Here is an 18,987-nt window from a genome sequence, read left to right on the forward strand (position 1 = left end):
GTTTTTCTTAAATCTCTTCTTAAGTCTAATATAGGTGAACTAATATATTTTATTTTTACATTGCTAAATTTCTTCAATATTAATTGTCGAAAGTTTCAAAAATGCTCATTAGTTCTAATTGTTCTAAATATTCAACTGGATTATCTATATACTTTTCTTAAGATTAAGTAAGTCATACTAATTATACCATTAATATCTTTAATAATCAGCCAATAGTTATTCTACCACAACCAACCTCAATTGGGTATACTTATTTAATATTTTTACACATATTAGTGCTATTTTTCATCATATGTGCTATACAATTGTTTTTTACAATTCACTATATAATACATATATACCATGATTTTTTAACATTATTACTGAAATTAAGATATTACTACCAGACATACTATATGATTTAGCTAATAAAATTAAGCATCGGAGGAGTGACACCTTAATTTCAAAGCATATATCAGCGCCATCCATCTAAAAAACAAAAATCCCTAGTTTTTTCAAACTAGGGATAACATTTAATCTAGAGCTAAACTTATTAGCAAAGCTTTATTAACTTTTTTCATATCATCATCAGTCATATGACCAATCTTCTCTTTCAATCTCTTTTTGTCCAAAGTACGCACTTGTTCTAGTAATACAACGGAATCTCTATTAAGTCCATATTCTTCTGATGATATCTCAACATGTGTAGGTAGCTTAGCTTTATTTATTTGAGAAGTTATCGCTGCTACAATCACAGTTGGGCTATATTTATTTCCTATATCATTTTGTACTATTATTACTGGTCTTATGCCGCCTTGCTCTGATCCTACTACAGGACTTAGGTCTGCATAAAATATATCGCCTCTTTTTACACTTATAACTGTCATTACATATATCACACTCCGAATAGCCAAGTCTCATATTCAATAGTATTTTGAAGGTCTGATGCAACACCAAGTTCGGCAAGCTCTAGGTTAATACTTGCCATTTCTTCATAGCCTTTTTTCATTAATAAATAAAATGATGATTCTTTTTTATCCTCATTATATGATATTAAATTTGCATCATTTAATTGACTATATTTTTTATATTTTTTTTCTCGTGCACCGTTTTCTCTATTCTTTGAATATGACATGATTCTCCCATCTCCTCAGAGTTATAAAAAGAATGATATATGTATAAGTAAATTATAGCAAATTATGTCACAATGTCAAAGAATTTTCATCCTTAGCTATTCTTTTTTTACTTTTTTTTACAATTATTTTATGTATTTGATATTTTCTATTATATTTATATAAATACATAAAATAATTAAAGTTATTATCATTGAATTATAAATTAAAATTTCAATGTTTTAAAACCCACAATCATATCATATGTACATACTTTGGGAAATTACTTAAACAATATAAACTCGTAAAAACATATACTATCTAGTTATTAATTTCCTCAAGTATTTGAGTTCTTATGTTTTCTATCTTATTTCTCCTTTAAAACTTTATTTATTGTTAATCATATCTGTATGTTCGATACTATAGGTTAAATAATTTTTCATCCAATTTATTTGATTTCTTAAAATTACTATATTCTATCCGTCCTCTCTCTTGTCCATTCTTATCATATATTAATAACTCTTTAGGGACCTTTGATTCACTGTCTATTATCAGCATCTGTTTGTCCATATTTTGATTACTGTTCAATATTGAAAACTCAACAATCAGACATCTTATTCCATTTATGTCCTTATAGTAATATTTAATTTCTTGATCTAACACAAGGTACTTTCCAATTTCACCTATAAAAGCTAATTTATAAAATTCGTCAGAGTTCTTGTCCATTTCATATTGTCTATTAGTACTAGTATCCTTTACGTATATCTTGTTTTGTTTGTATAGATATATTCTTCCTTCTTTAAAATCAACTCTTGTTCCTTGTTCCCTGTCATAACATTGGGTAGTTTCATACTTTACTTCACCCCTAGAACTTATAGAAGTATAAGTTACATCTGCAGTATATGACTTTATCTCTTTTATTTCATCTAATATTTCTTCTGGAGTAATATTATAAAACTTTTGATAAGCAGCAAATATTGAAACTGCTGCTATTATTATAAATAGTAATATTAGTAATAGTCGATTTTTTTTCATAAACCCTCCTAAATTATGACTACATTAATACTATTATTAATCTAACAGCAGTTTTATTCTATTTAAATTGCATTTCTTTTATTGCTGAGGGGATATTTTCAATAATATGGCTAGCATTTACACAATACATCGATTTCGATAAACATTCGCCAATATATCCATGCACGTAAGCCCCAGCTGCTGTAGCTTCAAGTATATTGATTCCTTGAGCTATAAAGCTGGTTATTATTCCAGTTAGACAGTCCCCCATCCCACCTGATGCCATAGCACTATTTCCTGTTGGATTTATGTAAGTTTTATTCCCATCCGTTATTATTGTATTATAACCTTTTAAAAGAACAACAATCTTGTACTTTTGTGCAATCTCTTTGGCAACTTCTAACCTATTTTCCTTTATATAATCCCTTGAGTATCCAGTTAAATTTGACATTTCACCTATATGAGGTGTAATTACAATTGAACATTTCTTATTTTTAAGAATGTCTGATTCATCCCTCAACACATTTATGCCATCAGCATCTATAACAACGGGGCATTCAGCATTATATATAACCTTTTTTAATAGCTTTAATGTATTAGAACTATCTCCCATACCTGGACCTATAGCTATGCAATCACTTTTTCTGATATGTTTATCTAACTGTTCTTCATCTTCATAACTAGAAGTCATTGCTTCTATAAATTTACATGATAATATTTGTTGTAGCTCTTTTGAAGTACTTAGAGTAACTAACCCAGCTCCACTTCTTACAGCACTGTTAGTAGTAATATATGCAGCACCAGAAAAGCCACTAGAGCCTGCTAACACTAATACTCTTCCATAATCGCCTTTATACCCATACTTATCCCTTTGTGGTATGTGTTTTTTTACTAGCTCCTCAGTAATCATGAAAATATTCTCACTATGTTCATCAATTACTGATCCAGGTATTCCAATGCTTTCAACCACTACTTTTCCAGTATAGGTACTGGTTCCCCAGGTTAAGAAACCTTTCTTTAAGAATTCAAAAGTTATAGTTTTATTTGCATTAATACAACTACCCATTACCTTACCATTATCACAATTCATACCAGATGGAACATCAATAGAAACTATGTATTCACTATTTTCATTTATAACCGAGATTATATCTATATAAAATTCTGATAGGTTTCTAGATAACCCAGTTCCAAATAAGGCATCTATGGTTGCATCACTATTTACTAGACATTCTCTAAACTGAGAACAATCTTCTATATTATTTAAAGGATAGACCTTAATTCCCAAATGTTTTAATATATGATAATTTATTAAGCAGTCCTCTGATAACTTATCATTTAAATTAACTAAGAACACATCAATATCTTTTCCTAAAACCTTAAGATGCCTTGCTACAGCCAAACCATCTCCGCCATTGTTTCCACTTCCACAAACTATTACGAACTTTTTATTCTTATGTAATTCTAAATTATTTATAATCTTTAATGCTGCATTTTCCATAAGAATAATACTAGGTATACCTATTTTATCTACGCAATACTTATCTATACTCTTTTGGGCAGCTGCTGAACCTACTCTCATTTAATTATCCCTCCAATACAGCAAATGCAATCGCATCACTTTTGCTATGAGATATACTTATATGAATTGATTTTACCCCCCTAAGCTCTGCAATGATTTTAGCTCTCCCATATAAATTAACTTCTGGTTTTCCTATCCCATTTCTTACTATTTCTATATCTTTTAATTGAAATCCCCTTATTCCTGTACCTAGCGCTTTGCTAATAGCCTCCTTCGCAGCAAAATTCCCCGCAATAGACTCCATCCTCATACCCTTTTCTCTGAATAAAAGCATCTCACCTTCACTATAGACCTTACTTATAAAAGATTTAGTTCTCTCAACAGCTCTTTTTATTCTATCTATCTCAATTATATCGACTCCTGTACCAATAATCATATGCTCACCCCTAAATATATTCAGAACAAGTTTTATAATCATATTTGCTCTATTAATATTTTATATCTTTAAAAAGATATTTCAAAGTTATAGCAGAGATAAATTAGAATTTATCTGAAAATGAACCATTCACTCCTTAAAGCAATATTTTTTTATCGCATCCTTATAGAAGATTTTTGAACATGTATAAATTAAGTTTTTAATCACGTCTTCTATTTAAAATATGACAAAATATTAAGGAAAGTATATATACTTTCCTTAAGAAAAAGAATGTATTAATTTGCTATAGATAAACAGCATGTACTGAAATCTCCTAATAACTCATCTACTCTTTCTCCTAGAACATCAATTAAATGAATTGGTGAGACTTGATTTTCATAAACCAAACTTAACAACTGATGAACATTATCATATATTGGCGAAATTTTTTCTATGCAGTCTCTTTCTATATTGATCATATTATTGTTATGATCATAATCAGTTCTTTCTATTTCAATGCCGTATACTGCGCTACCTTTAAAATCCGTCTTAGTTAACCTGTAAGAATAGTTATATTCTTTGTCGTCATAATTAACTTTTCTCCATAAATTTTCAACAACCATCATAAAATTACCCCCTTAAGCCTTATAAACAAATGTTATAGAACTCATAACAATATCCTAACACTAATTATTTTATTTTTATGTCAAATGATGGTTTGTCAAAAATTTTTTTCTCTTTAAATTATGACAGAATATATAAAGAATATGCTCTCCATTTCCTATAAATGTATTTTATGATATTTACGTTCCAGCATTATTCACATAAAATATACAAAACTTGACGAAACTCTGTCTTTCTTGTAGATATTTTTTAATTATTTTATTAATTGTTTTAATGGTATATTAATTCCTAGGTATCTGCACATATCTTCTACTATTAAAAGTGCTGCTATTTTTAAAGGCAAATTATCTATTGATTCATCATCAAGGCTCAATGTCTTTTTATAAAATTCTCCTAAGTCTTTTTTATATTTCATTTCCATATATATTTCATCTAATATATTTACAATAACTTCATAGCATACTTGAGCAAAATCCTTTTGTACACTATCACTATTATTTATTACAGATTTAATAATATAATTTAAGTTTTTATTTCCATACTTGCTTTCTATTTCAGCTAAAAACCTATCACCTATGTATGTTCCTAATAGATCTTCATCAAAAATCGCAATCTCTCCATCTGTATTAAAAAACATTACAAAATCTGCAGCTAAATTCCCTTCTTTCCTTAATTCACTTATTAATCTGTTCATTTGACTGCTAAAACCACTAGTATATTTTGCATCCAACAAAAAATAGGATAACTCTCTAGAAGAGGCTACCCTTACAAAATCAGAAAAATTATTATATGTTTTTTTCATAAAATCATTATTTTTCATTGTTTAACCTCCCTTACAATTCAAATAGTATTTTTATCCAAAGGAGATTATTTTATTCAACATTTTATATCTTCTTTATTTCTTTAATTTTCTTTTTTAAAGTTTTATATTTTTCTCTACTTTCATCTAGCATTTCATCACTTACTTCATGAGATGAAAATTTAGCTTCATTATAACAATCTACTATATATTTAAATTCTTCTTCACCATCTATATATGGCTTCGATATGTTTAACAATTGATTTGCTGTCATGCTTTTTTTGAATATATTCTTTTTGTAAGTTTCCTTTTGTATATCATAGAAAATCTCTAGAATCTTCCCTTTCCGACCTATCCAATTGTTTTTAATTGAGCTATCTTTCTTCTTAAAGGAATCCTCTAGACTTTCTCTCTCAATTCCGAACAATTGCTCCTTTGATTTATGCTTAAACTTTCTTTTATTTAATACAAGCTTAAACATATATAAAATGATTATAACTATGCCTATAAGTAAGAGAATCTTAATAACATTCAATATGAATGTATTATCACTTTGTATTAGCTTCTGATCTTCATTAGGTATGTTAGTCATTTTAATACTTGCATCACTGATATTTTTATTCTCAAATAATAGTTGTATTGCTTTCATTGGATACACTAGCAATAACGAAAAAACATATAAAATCTTGACAATTATCCACTGAATCTTTTGATACAACATTCCTAAAATACCTATAGCTAAACTATAGATATATGGGTTAAACAAAAATAATGACAATACTAGTATAAATATATATGTCTTAACTCTTCTTGAACTTGAAAGCTTATATTGAAATGCTCTTGATGCTCTTAAAAGAAGTATTCCATTTAAGAAAAACAGTATATAGAAGGGATATAAAAATGTAGTAACTTGTTTAGACTCAAACAAAGTAAAAAACATCCCTATTAACAATCCAATAATTAGGCTCTTCATTCTATTTCTATAAAAATCTCTTGTTATTGATATCCCCTCAGCTGACAATAGCAATAATTCTTGAATAATCACTATAATCTGTAAACTAAGATTATCACTTTTCCCAAAAATAGCGTATAGAGTTATAAAATACAGCAGATTATGTATTACTATTATTAGCTTAGATTTATTACTCTTACTAATCATATAATAAAACAAAAACATAAATACCACCGTAATTAGATACATATAAAAACTAGGAGTTACTCCTCCTATTACATTTAAAAGGATTGATGAAATAATAAAAGCGAAAGTCGATACTAAAATTCCATAAAGTATCTTTATAAAATTATATAAATTCATCATTATCCCTCCCTACTTAGGTGAAGTCTTTCAATGCCTGGAATATTAACATCGCCTTTTTCAGATATATCTATCAGCTTAATTAGTATCCCTTTGCTTCTTAAGGTGTTTATTATAGCTGCTATTTCATTATCCATATAAGAAGTAATTAGTATATAAACTGTATTTATATCGAACTTATCCTTCATACTATAAAGATACTCATGAAATGCTAATTTAGTGCTTATGTCTATCCTTGAACAATATTCTAAAAACCGCTTAACAGATGTGGATGAGGCTGACATCTCATTACCATGTTTCCCTGAATAGCTCACTATTTGCCCATTAGTCCATACTCCAGTAGCAATTCCACTATTTATTACTTCTACCCCTATTGTTGCCATTATATCTATTCCTTCTTCTAACTTATGCCCATTATATACATTCCAGAAAGGAGTAGTAGTTTGTGTATTAAATAAAAAAGTAATTTGCCTGTCTGAGGTAAAGTCATACTCTTTTACCATAAGCCTTCCCACCCTCATGGAAGAGTTCCAATGGATGTCTTTCATTCTATGATCAGTGGTGTATTCCCTTATTCCTTTTATATATAATGGGTCCTGAAATATCCACCTCTTAACAATTATATCTCCGATAAGACTATTATTATTAAATGTTATTTCAGATAGTTTCTTTAGCTTAGGATAAACTAATATCTCAACAAAATCTTCAAGTTCCATAACATCTTCAGAAAATCCAAAGATATCGCCTATTGATACCTTTATAGTTTTTAAATAATATACTCCTCGCTTTTTTGACGAAAACTTGTAATTAAATTTAAGCCTTTCCATAGCTCCAATATTAAAAACATTTGAATAATACTTTGCATCGCCTATCTTTTCACTATCTGCTTTCCCTACCCTTTCTAATTCAAATGGAACTTTCTCTTCCACATGAACAAATGGGATAAAAACTTTTGAAAAATTTTCAAAATACATCTTCGCTGATACTTCTTCCCCTTGATGCACTGATCTTTTATCAATTTTCCTAAATACTGATAAATTCTTAAAAGCATTTCTTCTAATCTTTTCAGCTATAATTGAAAATACTGCTATAGAAAAAACTAATATTAATATACTACCCACATCAACACCTCACTGATTTACAGCTTTTCTAATGGAGTCTCTATTTTATTTAATATATCCTCTAACACTTTTTCCTGTGAATCACTTCTAGAAGAACCAATTGATGATCTTGTAGTCAACCGATGAGCTATTATACTTACTGCTATACTCTTAATATCTTCAGGTATTACATAATCTCTTCCATTAATAGCGGCTAACGCTTGAGCTCCTCTCATTAAATTCAGTGATGCTCTTGGAGATGCCCCTAATTCAATGTCATAACTTTTCCTTGTTTCAGAAATAATATCTAATATATATGTTTTTATTTCCTCACTTACAGTTATATTTGAATACTGCTGTTGAACATATCTTATTTCATCCATAGATATTACTGATTCTAATTTTTCTAAAGGATCATCATTCATATATTTATTTAATATAGCTCTTTCTTCCTCATATTCTGGATACCCCATTGAAAGTCTCATAAAAAATCTATCCATTTGAGCTTCAGGTAATGGAAATGTACCGAATTGTTCAATAGGATTTTGGGTTGCTATTACAAAGAAAGGATTGTCAAGCTTTAAAGTATTTCCCTCTATAGTTACTTGTCTTTCCTCCATACACTCAAGTAAAGCTGACTGCGTTCTAGGTGTGGCTCTATTTATTTCATCCGCTAAAACTATATTACTCATCAAAGGACCCTTTTTAAGTTCAAATTCTGCTGATTTTTGATTATAATAATATATTCCAGTAAGATCTGATGGTAATAAGTCAGGGGTAAATTGAACTCTTTTAAATGTACAATTTAACGTTTTGGCCAAAGCTTTAGAAAGCTTAGTTTTTCCTAGTCCAGGTATATCCTCAAGAAGAACATGTCCCGAGCAAATGAAGGCTACAATTATTTTATCTATTTTCTCTTCTTTTCCAACAATTACTTTCCCAATATTATCTTGAATCTTTTCTCTAAATGCTACAAATTTATTATTCTCCATTAGTTTCAGATAACTTATTGTTATCTTTCGCCCCCTTCTATATAGCTTGATATCTGTGTTCTTTATATAATTATACATATATTTTTTTAAAATTTGCAACTTTTAGAATCGTTTACTTTTGAGTAAAATACAAAATTTTCAAAATATTAAGTTTTTAAATAAAATATAATTCTCAGAATTTGTTTTATAATAACGTCATAAATAATAAAAAAAACGAAAAAAGCTGGTTTATACAGCTTTTTTCGTTTAATATCTCACCTAAATTCCCACAAATACCATAATTGAAGAAACGGTTATATATTTGTATACGTTATCATCAACTACCTTAATTATATCATATTTCATAAATATTGCAACATTATTTAGTTATTTTTGTATAAATGTAGTATTATTTATTATCCTATCCAACTATTAACTTATGTTAAGCCTGAATATGTGTAAATATAAATACGTATACTAACTTAAAATCCAGCATAAACTTCAAAATAAACTTATAAATTATTATAAGTTTATTTAAATATTCACAATAATACAACCATTAAATTAACATGTTAAGTTAACTTATTACGGTATAACCTCGTATTTAATTGATAGTTGAGCTATATATAATTGAAAATATATTGCAGAAATTGTTAAATTTTTATCTTTACAAAAAATATGATTAGTGTATAATATATTTATAACAAATAATAATTATTAATTAATAAGATATGTATATTAATATGGATAGTTGAGGAGAGTGATCTTAATGCGTTCTTTAGAAGTTAAAAATGATATTCATTGGGTAGGAGCTTTAGATCCCGATTTAAGAATTTTTGATATTATAATGTATACTCCAAACGGAACAACTTATAACTCATATGTAGTTAAAGGTAGTGAAAAAGTAGCTATATTTGAAACAGTTAAAGTTCAATTTTTCGATCAATATATAGCTAGACTTAAAAGTTTAAATGTTGATATAAATAATATAGATTATATTGTTGTTGATCATACAGAACCTGATCATGCTGGATCAGTAGCTAAGCTATTAGAACTTTCTCCTAATGCAAAAATAGTTGGATCTGCTCCAGCTATAAAATTTATGCGTAAAATCGCCAATACTGACTTTGAAGCAATAGTGGTTAATGATAAAGATACTCTAAGTTTAGGTAATAAAACATTAACATTTATATCTGCTCCATTCTTACATTGGCCTGACTCTATATACACTTATGTAGAAGAGGATAAAGTACTAATAACATGCGACTCTTTTGGAAGTCATTTCTGCTTTGAAGAAGTATTTGATGACTTAATCCCTGCAGAAGATCATGATAGATATATGGAATCTTTAAGATATTATTATGATTGCATTATGGGACCATTTAAGCCATATGTTTTAAAAGCAATTGAAAAAATAAAAGACCTTCAAATAGACACAATTTGCACAGGTCATGGTCCAATTCTAAGAACAACTGCATGGGACGTAGTTAATTTATATAAAGAATGGAGCACACCTGCTTCTCCAAGAGAAGACGGCAAGAAAAAAATCACTATATCATATGTTTCAGCATATGGTTATACTGAACAATTAGCTCACAAGATAGCAGAAGGTATTAATTCTACCGGAGCTTATGAAATTAAAATATATAACGTAATTCATCATGATATTAAAGATATTGTTGCTGATATCAGTGATTCTGATGGTATCTTATTTGGTTCGCCTACAATAGTTAGTGAATTATTAGAACCTATCAGAGATGTGCTATCAAAATTAAACCCAGTTATACACGGTGGTAAAGTAGCAGCGGCTTTCGGATCCTATGGATGGAGTGGAGAAGCTGTTCCAAGAATAGAAACAAGATTAGAAGAACTTAAGATGAAAACTTATGGACCAGGATTAAAAATAAACTTCAAACCTTCAGAAGAAGACTTACAAAAGGCTTTTGAATTTGGAGTTGGTTTTGGAGAAACGGTCCTAGAAAAAAAAAAATCTGAATACATCCCCAACGATAAACCAACACTAGAAAAAATTGAAGACCCATCAGGTGAATTAAAGCTTTGGAAATGCGTTATATGCGGTGAAATATTCGAAAGTGAACTACCTCTTGAAATTTGTCCGGTGTGTGGTGCTGGAAGTGACCAGTTTGTAGAAGTTGAAAGAGAAACTGCTACATCTGTTGAAGAAAATAATGATAAATATGTTATTATAGGTAATGGTGCAGCTGGCTTCTACGCAGCTAAGTCAATAAGAGAAAACAATAAAAAAGGTGAGATTACAATTGTATCTAAAGAGGATGTAAGATCTTATTTTAGACCTCAATTATCAGATTTAATTACTAAGGATATTCCTGAAGACAAGTTCTATATAGCTCCTGAAAAGTGGTATGAAGAAAATTCTATAAAGCAACTACTTGGAGTTACAGTTACAGATATAATATCAAATGATAAAGTTATCAAGTTGGATAATGGCGAAGCTTTAAGTTATGACAAGCTAATACTTGCTAATGGAAGTTACAACTTTATTCCACCTACAGCACTTATATCGCCAAATGGAGAAAAACTATCTGAGTTAAATTCATTTAACTATTCTAAAATTAATGGAGTGTATACAATTAAGGATGTTAATGACACTTATGAAGTTAAGAATGCTTTAAAAGACTCTAAAAAGGTAATAGTTATCGGCGGTGGTTTATTAGGCTTAGAAGCAGCTTATGAAATAGCTAGAAAAGATACTAAGGTTACTGTAGTAGAATTTTTACCAAGATTGCTTCCTAGACAGTTGGATGAAGATGGTTCTAAGTTATTTAAAAATATAATTGATAAATCTGAAGTGGATGTTATTTTAGGTGAGTGTTGCAAAGAAATTATAGTTGAAAATAATACTGTGACTGGAATTAAGCTAGCAAGCGGAAAAATCATGAATTGTGACTTGCTCTTATTCTCAGTAGGTATAAGACCACATAGTGAATTAGCGAAGCTCGCAGGAGTAGATATCAACAGAGGTATCTTAGTTAATGATAATATGGAAACAAATATACCTTCGATTTATGCTTGTGGTGACGTTGCAGAACTTAATGGTATAGTATATGGCACTTGGCCCGCTGCCATCGAAATGGGCAAAGTAGCTGGAACTAATGCAGTTTCTAACTGTAAATCATTCAATAAATTTGTTTCATCAGTTATGTTTAATGCTTTAGGAGCTCATATCTTCTCTGCTGGTTCAATAGATTTTGCAGATGAATCACTTGAAGAAGTTGCTAACAATGTTCCTGAAGATCAATATAGTAAATTATTTTTTAAAGATGATAAACTTGTCGCTGGTATACTTATCGGTGGACTAGGAAAAGCAACTAAAATCCTAAGTGGAATAAGCAAAGGATTATCAAAAGCTGAAGCTTTATCCTCAGGTTTAATTTCTTAAATATAGTTGAACCACTTCATAATTGCTTTATTTGTGAAAATAGAAAGGTAAAGATTTTTTTAATCTTTACCTTTCTAACTTTTAATTGTTATCTTCATTTACTAGTTCATCATCGCTGTCTATATTTTTACGATGCCCAACAAATCTAAAGTCTTCAGCCACTACTTCTGCTATGTATTTTTTATTTCCATCTTTATCTTCATAGCTTCCTGTTCTTAGTCTTCCACTTAGACTTATTATACTTCCTTTTTTCATATATTTACAAACAACTTCAGCTTTCCTTCCCCAAAGGGTAACAGGAATTAAATCAGATTTTCTTTCCCCGTCTGAAGATTTAAAGTTTCTTTCTACAGCAATGATAAATTTAGTATATATTTTCTCGCTGTCTTCAACTATTCTTAGTTCAGGGTCTCTTATTAATCTTCCTAATAAAACAATTTTATTCATATTTTAACCTCCTGAAAATTCATATTGTAAATTCTAACCATTCAGGAGATTTTTATACACATTTAATTAATCACTTAAAATAATTCTTTTTTACCTTTATTGCTCTGCAAGAACTGCATTTATTTCTCCACCTAATAATAATATTAATGAAGTTATAAACAACCAGGTCATAAGTATAAACATCGCTCCAAGACTACCGTAAAATCTTGAATAATTATTAAAATTATTAACATAGTAGGAGAATAAATATGATACTAATAGCCACCCAACAGTACTCACCACTGCTCCCGGAAGAACTTCAGACCATCCTAGTTTTCTATTAGGAGTAAAATGATATAATGATGCAAATACTAATATCATCATAGATATTAAGAACATGAATCTGACCATATCCCACATAAATTTTATGGTTTCATCGAATGGAAATCTAGCCATCAAAAATTGACCAATCAAATCTCCAAATACCATAAGAAATAATGTTATAACTATCATTAGTGCAAACACTATTGTGCATAAAATAGCTATAGAGGTAACCTTAAAATAGGATCTACTCTCCTTTACCTCATATGCCTTATTTAAACCCTTTATAACTCCACTAAACCCAGAAGAAGATGTCCATAATGCAAGCAACAAACTTATCCATAACAAGTTTTTCTGCTGAACTTCAACTACTTCTATTACAGTAGATTTTATTAGATTAAACGCACTTACTGGTAAAACTAAACTCAAGCTTGATAAAATTTGCTCGCTTTTTAAGCTGCTCATCCCTACAATTGTCATTATAAACATCAAGAATGGAAAAAATGAAAGTATTAAGTTATATGCTAGCTGAGAAGCTAATGCAAAGATATCATCATTCATTACTTTTTTAATAAGTGTTTTTAAAATATCAGTCAAACAACCTTTTTTCACTAAACAATCTTTATTCATTAGACCACCTTTATTAATGCTCGTAATAATAATATATTGTGCTAATGTCTATTATTATTACCTATAAATTTTAAATTATATATGGCAATTTATATAACATACTATGAATCATCTTATAGTATTAAACATTACAAAGCCGAAAATTTAAGCAGCACCTTTATATAATAAAAAAGATACTGCCTTCTTTTAGATACTCTGTGCTTTCTTAAAAAATTTACTTATAAAAGCTTTTAGAACTTTATCTTTTGTTATATATAGAAGCACTAAATAATAAAGTACATTAACTGTTACTGCAATAAAAAATACAGGAACAACTCTATTTGTTATCATCCTTATACCTAAAGTTATAGGAATAAACATCAAAGAGTATATGAGATATTTAAGCTTCTCTAATTTAAATAAATTCAACTTTACCTTAAGAACAAATATTGAATACGTTAGTTCCATACTAATTAATAAGAAATTAGCTAATGCCGTTGTATAAATAGCGGTAACTGCTGAAAATATGCCAAGTTTAATTAGAGTTATATTAAATATTAAATTCATTATACCTGCTGCTAATATGAATAACACAAGTCTTCTTTCTCTTCTTTTTACATAAAGTATTTGATTAGTAAATACAGACTCAAATGCTGAAGTTATCATGAACAAAGCAAACCCTTGTAATACAGGAATAGTATCAACATACTTTGCTCCACCATAAATAAGCACAATTTCCCTTGCTACAACAAATATGCCCACTGCAGCTGGAAAGATAAACGCAAATAGATTTTCACAAACCTTATTTAAGAGATTATGATAGCCTTCTTGATCATCTTTTGCAATAATATTTGCCAATCTCGGTATTGTTACATACACAACTGATAATATTAAAGTATTCACCATAGATGTTATATATGAAGATAAGGTATAGTATGCTACAGATTTATCATTAACATAATTTCCAAGCATAACTCTATCTAGCTGTATATAGAGCATATTAGCATTTCCCATTATTAAAGACATTAATAGATATTTTATATGTATATTTAGCTTTATTCCTTTAAAGTCAAATCCTATTTTTCTCTTTATATAAATAAAACTTACAAAATAATTTAAAAGAGTATATGCATTTATTATTAACGTATATATAATATAATCTTTTTCCGTTCTAACAAAAGCAAAAAGGCAAATAAGATATAAGATCCTGACTATTATTGTTTTTATAGCTATGAAATCATAATTCTCTAAAGCTTCATTTGCCCATTCAATATAAAATACATTTGCAAATATATTTATAGAATACAACATTAATACAGGATACTTTATAGTTCCTCCATACTCCATATTAGTAAATATAATAAATATGCTTAAAACTATTATATTTGCTATAACTCCTATAACGAATAAACTAGTAAATACCGTCTTAAGCTTATTTTTATCATTTCTTATTCTGCTCATTTCTCTTAGGCCATATTGATAAATTCCAAAGGTCGCAAAAATATAGAAATAATTATATATAGCATCTGCGTGATTGATCATTCCCATATGATCATCACCTATTACTCTATAAGCATAAGGTCCGATTATTAATGGCACAATTATATTAAAAGTACTTAATAACACTTTAAAAATTACATTTCTTGTTATAGATTTATTCTTTTCCATTAGCTTAACCTTCCGTAATTAAAAGTAAAAATTTATTCTATACAACAAGTAATTATATTTTATTGTTATACTATTGTCCATTAATAAAGTGTTACATTTATGAATAAATTAATACTTATAGCACTATGTTGAAATCTCTGTACCAACATCATGCCCTTGTAATTTAAAATTTTTCTATTTTATTTATGCAATAGTAAGTAGTATAATTTACTTGTTATGTAACTATTTATTTGTACATGTTCAAAAATCATCAAAGCATGCTATTTTCAGAACTATTACGGGTTCTAGTGATACAAGTAAAAATATAACTTTATTAGATTTAGAGAGGATGAATTGTATGATAAATACTATAGAAAATCAATTTTTAAAAATAAGCAGCACAACTCATGGTGGCGAACTTCACAGCATATTATCAAAAATAGATGGTACAGAATTTCTTTGGAATGGTGATGAGACTTTTTGGAAATATCACGCTCCAATTCTGTTCCCTATTGTAGGAAAAGTAAATAACAATGAGTACTCAGTAGACGGAATTAAATATACACTGCCTCAACATGGGCTTGCTAGAGTAAAGGACTTTGAACTAATAGAAAAAAACGGAAATTCATTTACATATGAATTAAAATATTCTGAAGAAACTTTAAATGTATTTCCTTTCAAATTTTCACTTAAAATCATATATTCTTTATTTGAGAACACTTTAAATATTAATTATGTGGTAACAAATGTTGATTCTAAAGATATGTTCTTCTCAATAGGTGCGCATCCTGCTTTTATGTGTCCTTTATTAGACAATGAAACAATGGATGACTATTATTTTGAATTTAGTGAAAATGAAACATCTTCTTTAATGCCACTAAATACTAATGGATTTTTTAAGAGAGAACAAGTCCCATTTTTAGAAAACGAGAAAATCATTCCTTTATCCAAAGAATTATTTAAGAATGACGCATTGGTTCTAAAAAACTTAAATTCTGAAATAATTTCCTTAAAGTCTAAAAATCATTCTAAATCACTAGATTTTAATTTTTCAGAATTTCCTTATCTAGGACTTTGGTCAAAGCCAACAGGTGCACCTTTTGTTTGTATTGAACCATGGCTTGGACACTCTGACTTTGAAGACTTTACAGGAGATTTTTCACAAAAAGAAGGAATTTTAATGCTTGAAGAAAATGAAACCTTCTCTTGCAAGTATTCAATAAAATTTAATGTTTAATATATAATAATAAATGGGTACACCACTATAAAAAGGTGTACCCATTTATCATTTAACTTCCGTATTCCAAAATTTTTGTAGCTGAGCTTTTAATGAATTTTTATCATTTATAACATAATATTTACTTACCCATTCCCTTGGCATCAAAGTCATATATTTATTTGTAGCAAACCTATCATCAATAAGTAAGACTGCGCCTATATCGTCTTCTGTTCTAATAACTCTTCCCGCAGCTTGAAGAACCTTATTCATACCAGGATAAGTATAAGAATAATCATAACCTGTGTCATTATCATCGAAAAAGTTTCTTATTAATTCTCTTTCAGTGCACAATTGAGGAAGTCCAACACCAATAATTACTGCACCAATAAGCCTGTCATTTGTTAAATCTATTCCTTCGGAAAATATCCCGCCTATTACACAAAAAGCTATCATAGTGTTTTGAGGATTGTTGCTAAATCTATTAAGAAACTCTTCTCTTTCATCTTCATTCATTTCCCCACTCTGTAGTAGAGTATATAAATTTGGATATGCTTTTGTAAATTCTTCATAAACATTAATCATAAATGAGTATGATGGTAAAAACACCATATAATTACCTACTTTTGAACTTGTAAAATTATATATATAATCAACTATAGCTTTTATATTCTTTTCTCTATGCTTATATCTTGTAGACAGTTTAACTATATTTAGACTCATGTTTTCTCTATCAAAGGGTGAGGCTAGTCTAAGCTTATAACTGTGTTCATTACCTCCTAGTATATCAATAAAGTAATTTAATGGTGTCAATGTGGCCGAAAAAATTATTCTGCTACTTGCCCTCTCCATTGAATTTATCATTTTATTTCTAGGATAAATGCAAAATAACTTTAATATAACTCTTTTATTTGAGCAATCTACATAGCTTATATAACCATCATCATAACTTTCTCCTATATTTATAAAAGAATTTAATTGAAAGTACAATTCCAATATGTTCTCGTAACCTTCAGTACCTCTACTCTTAATTAGATACTCATCACATTCTTTTAGAAAATTTCTTATTAATTGATATATTTCTTTAGGATTTTCATCTAGCACCAAATGATCTTCCTGTATTTCTTCCGTTCTTCTTCTCAGTTCAATCATAAAAGTATTTAATGCGTTAAGACTTTTATGCATTCCAGGCAATTTACCCTTGGCTATTTTCTTGCACTCCATTACTTTACTTTTGTCTATCTCAGCTGAAAACATTTCTCTTGCACGTTCTACTAGATTATGTGCCTCATCAATTAAAAAAATATATTTTTCACTTATATCTTCAAAAAATCTTCTTAAATACACCTTAGGATCAAAAGCATAATTATAATCACAAATTATAGCATCACACCAAAATGTTAAATCTAAAGAGAATTCAAAAGGGCATAACTGGTGTTTCATTGCATATTGTTCGATTGCATTCCTTGTTAGGGAATCTTCCTTTGCTATTATATCTAACGTAGCCTCATTTACTTTATCATAGTAGTTCTCCGCATACTTGCAGTCTTCTGGATTACATGCTGCTCCTTTGTTAAAACATATTTTATCTTTTGCAGTAATTGTGATTGATTTGCAACTTAAACCCTTTTCTCTTAATCTTTGAAATCCCTCTTCTGCAACTGTACGAGTTATCGTTTTAGCAGTAAGATAAAAAATTCTATCTCCATGCCCTTCCGCTAATGCTTTTACTGCTGGAAATATAGTTGATATTGTTTTCCCTATACCTGTAGGAGCCTGAACAAACAGGGTATCTTCCTGTTTTATTGTGTTATATGCAGCAACCGCAAGTTCTCTTTGACCTTTTCTATAGGTACTGAAAGGAAAAGTAACTTCATAAATGGAATTGTTTCTTTTCTCCTTCCATTCAATCTCCCTCTCTGCCCATAGACAATATCTTTCTACTACACTCATAACAAAACTTTGAAGCTCATATTCACTAAAACTTTTTCTTATGGATTTAACTTCATTTGTACTCAATTGATAATAGCTAAGTTGAATATCAATTTTATCAAGCTTTTTGTCAATCAAATAGAAATACGCATAAAATTTAGCCTGTGCCCAATGAAGTGGATTATAATCTTCGTCTATAATAGTTAAATTGCTATTAGTGCTTTTTATTTCTTCAATAATGCTAGTATCGCCATCCTTAATTATCCCATCAGCTCTTCCTTCAATAATGATATCGAATTTATCAAATTGAAACTTATGTTTCATATAGACTTCTTTTTGATAATCTGAAAGTTCCTTTTCATTTTGCTTTTGAAGTTTCTGATGAGCTTTAATACCTTCTTGAGCCCTGGACTTACTCATAAATCTATTATCTATACTTCCTGTTCTAAGTATAAATTCTACTATATTCCTAACTGATATTTTAATATCCTTTTTTTCCATATATTCATCCTTTTTCTCAACGATGCAACTTTAGTGGTATAATAAAAACACGATAAGTTAATT

General features: G+C 28.8%; 16 protein-coding genes. 2 read left to right on the top strand and 14 right to left on the bottom strand.

Annotated features, from left to right (window positions below):
* Positions 1–512 precede the first annotated feature (512 nt).
* The 10 genes from J3477_RS20970 to J3477_RS21015 all read right to left on the bottom strand — a co-directional run bounded on the left by J3477_RS20970 (position 513) and on the right by J3477_RS21015 (position 8,872).
* On the bottom strand, positions 513–866 hold the full coding sequence (locus J3477_RS20970; RefSeq protein ID WP_207752977.1) for a type II toxin-antitoxin system PemK/MazF family toxin: 354 nt from the start codon (positions 864–866) through the stop codon (positions 513–515).
* An 8-nt stretch (positions 867–874) separates the two neighbouring features.
* Entirely contained in the window at positions 875–1,114 is a 240-nt protein-coding gene (locus tag J3477_RS20975) for a hypothetical protein (RefSeq protein ID WP_206872090.1), read from the bottom strand.
* A 397-nt stretch (positions 1,115–1,511) separates the two neighbouring features.
* The gene (locus J3477_RS20980; protein WP_206872092.1) at positions 1,512–2,126 is read right to left on the bottom strand and encodes a germination lipoprotein GerS-related protein; all 615 of its coding nucleotides are present in this window, start codon (positions 2,124–2,126) and stop codon (positions 1,512–1,514) included.
* A gap of 58 nt (positions 2,127–2,184) precedes the next feature.
* Positions 2,185–3,687 carry an NAD(P)H-hydrate dehydratase gene (locus tag J3477_RS20985; RefSeq protein ID WP_206872094.1) on the bottom strand — a complete coding sequence of 501 codons (1,503 nt, stop codon included), beginning with the start codon at positions 3,685–3,687 and terminating at the stop codon, positions 2,185–2,187.
* A gap of 4 nt (positions 3,688–3,691) precedes the next feature.
* Positions 3,692–4,063 (bottom strand): holo-ACP synthase, encoded by a 372-nt coding sequence (locus J3477_RS20990; RefSeq protein WP_206872096.1) that lies wholly within the window; start codon positions 4,061–4,063, stop codon positions 3,692–3,694.
* A 275-nt stretch (positions 4,064–4,338) separates the two neighbouring features.
* Entirely contained in the window at positions 4,339–4,668 is a 330-nt protein-coding gene (locus J3477_RS20995; protein ID WP_206872098.1) for a DUF6514 family protein, read from the bottom strand.
* 251 nt (positions 4,669–4,919) lie between these two features.
* On the bottom strand, positions 4,920–5,486 hold the full coding sequence (locus J3477_RS21000) for a hypothetical protein (RefSeq protein WP_206872099.1): 567 nt from the start codon (positions 5,484–5,486) through the stop codon (positions 4,920–4,922).
* 64 nt (positions 5,487–5,550) lie between these two features.
* Positions 5,551–6,780, bottom strand: coding sequence for a hypothetical protein (locus tag J3477_RS21005; protein ID WP_206872101.1), 1,230 nt, complete (start codon positions 6,778–6,780; stop codon positions 5,551–5,553).
* A gap of 2 nt (positions 6,781–6,782) precedes the next feature.
* Entirely contained in the window at positions 6,783–7,901 is a 1,119-nt protein-coding gene (locus J3477_RS21010; RefSeq protein ID WP_206872103.1) for a DUF58 domain-containing protein, read from the bottom strand.
* A 17-nt stretch (positions 7,902–7,918) separates the two neighbouring features.
* On the bottom strand, positions 7,919–8,872 hold the full coding sequence (locus J3477_RS21015; RefSeq protein ID WP_206872105.1) for an AAA family ATPase: 954 nt from the start codon (positions 8,870–8,872) through the stop codon (positions 7,919–7,921).
* 748 nt (positions 8,873–9,620) lie between these two features.
* Here J3477_RS21015 and J3477_RS21020 point away from each other — a divergent pair.
* Positions 9,621–12,272: an FAD-dependent oxidoreductase gene (locus J3477_RS21020; protein WP_206872107.1), complete on the top strand. Its 2,652-nt coding sequence runs from the start codon at positions 9,621–9,623 to the stop codon at positions 12,270–12,272.
* A gap of 81 nt (positions 12,273–12,353) precedes the next feature.
* Here the strand turns inward: J3477_RS21020 and J3477_RS21025 are convergent, their stop codons facing one another.
* The 3 genes from J3477_RS21025 to J3477_RS21035 form a co-directional block, all read right to left on the bottom strand.
* Complete coding sequence (locus J3477_RS21025; protein ID WP_206872109.1) at positions 12,354–12,719, bottom strand: single-stranded DNA-binding protein; 366 nt, start codon at positions 12,717–12,719, stop codon at positions 12,354–12,356.
* 96 nt (positions 12,720–12,815) lie between these two features.
* Positions 12,816–13,649, bottom strand: a complete 834-nt coding sequence (locus tag J3477_RS21030) for a YihY/virulence factor BrkB family protein (RefSeq protein ID WP_206872111.1) — start codon at positions 13,647–13,649, stop codon at positions 12,816–12,818.
* A gap of 186 nt (positions 13,650–13,835) precedes the next feature.
* The gene (locus tag J3477_RS21035) at positions 13,836–15,296 is read right to left on the bottom strand and encodes an oligosaccharide flippase family protein (protein ID WP_206872112.1); all 1,461 of its coding nucleotides are present in this window, start codon (positions 15,294–15,296) and stop codon (positions 13,836–13,838) included.
* Positions 15,297–15,633: 337 nt separating this feature from the next.
* On the opposite strand from J3477_RS21035, the gene J3477_RS21040 reads away from it, so the two are divergent.
* Positions 15,634–16,512 (top strand): aldose 1-epimerase family protein, encoded by an 879-nt coding sequence (locus J3477_RS21040; RefSeq protein ID WP_206872114.1) that lies wholly within the window; start codon positions 15,634–15,636, stop codon positions 16,510–16,512.
* Between the two features lie 48 nt (positions 16,513–16,560).
* Here the strand turns inward: J3477_RS21040 and J3477_RS21045 are convergent, their stop codons facing one another.
* A complete protein-coding gene (locus J3477_RS21045) occupies positions 16,561–18,924 on the bottom strand; it encodes an ATP-dependent DNA helicase (RefSeq protein ID WP_206872117.1) in 2,364 nt (787 codons plus the stop codon).
* Between the last annotated feature and the right edge of the window lie 63 nt (positions 18,925–18,987).

Origin of the sequence: Clostridium zeae (assembly GCF_017312485.1) — a bacterium.
GTDB classification, from domain to species: Bacteria; Bacillota; Clostridia; order Clostridiales; family Clostridiaceae; genus Clostridium_AR; species Clostridium_AR zeae.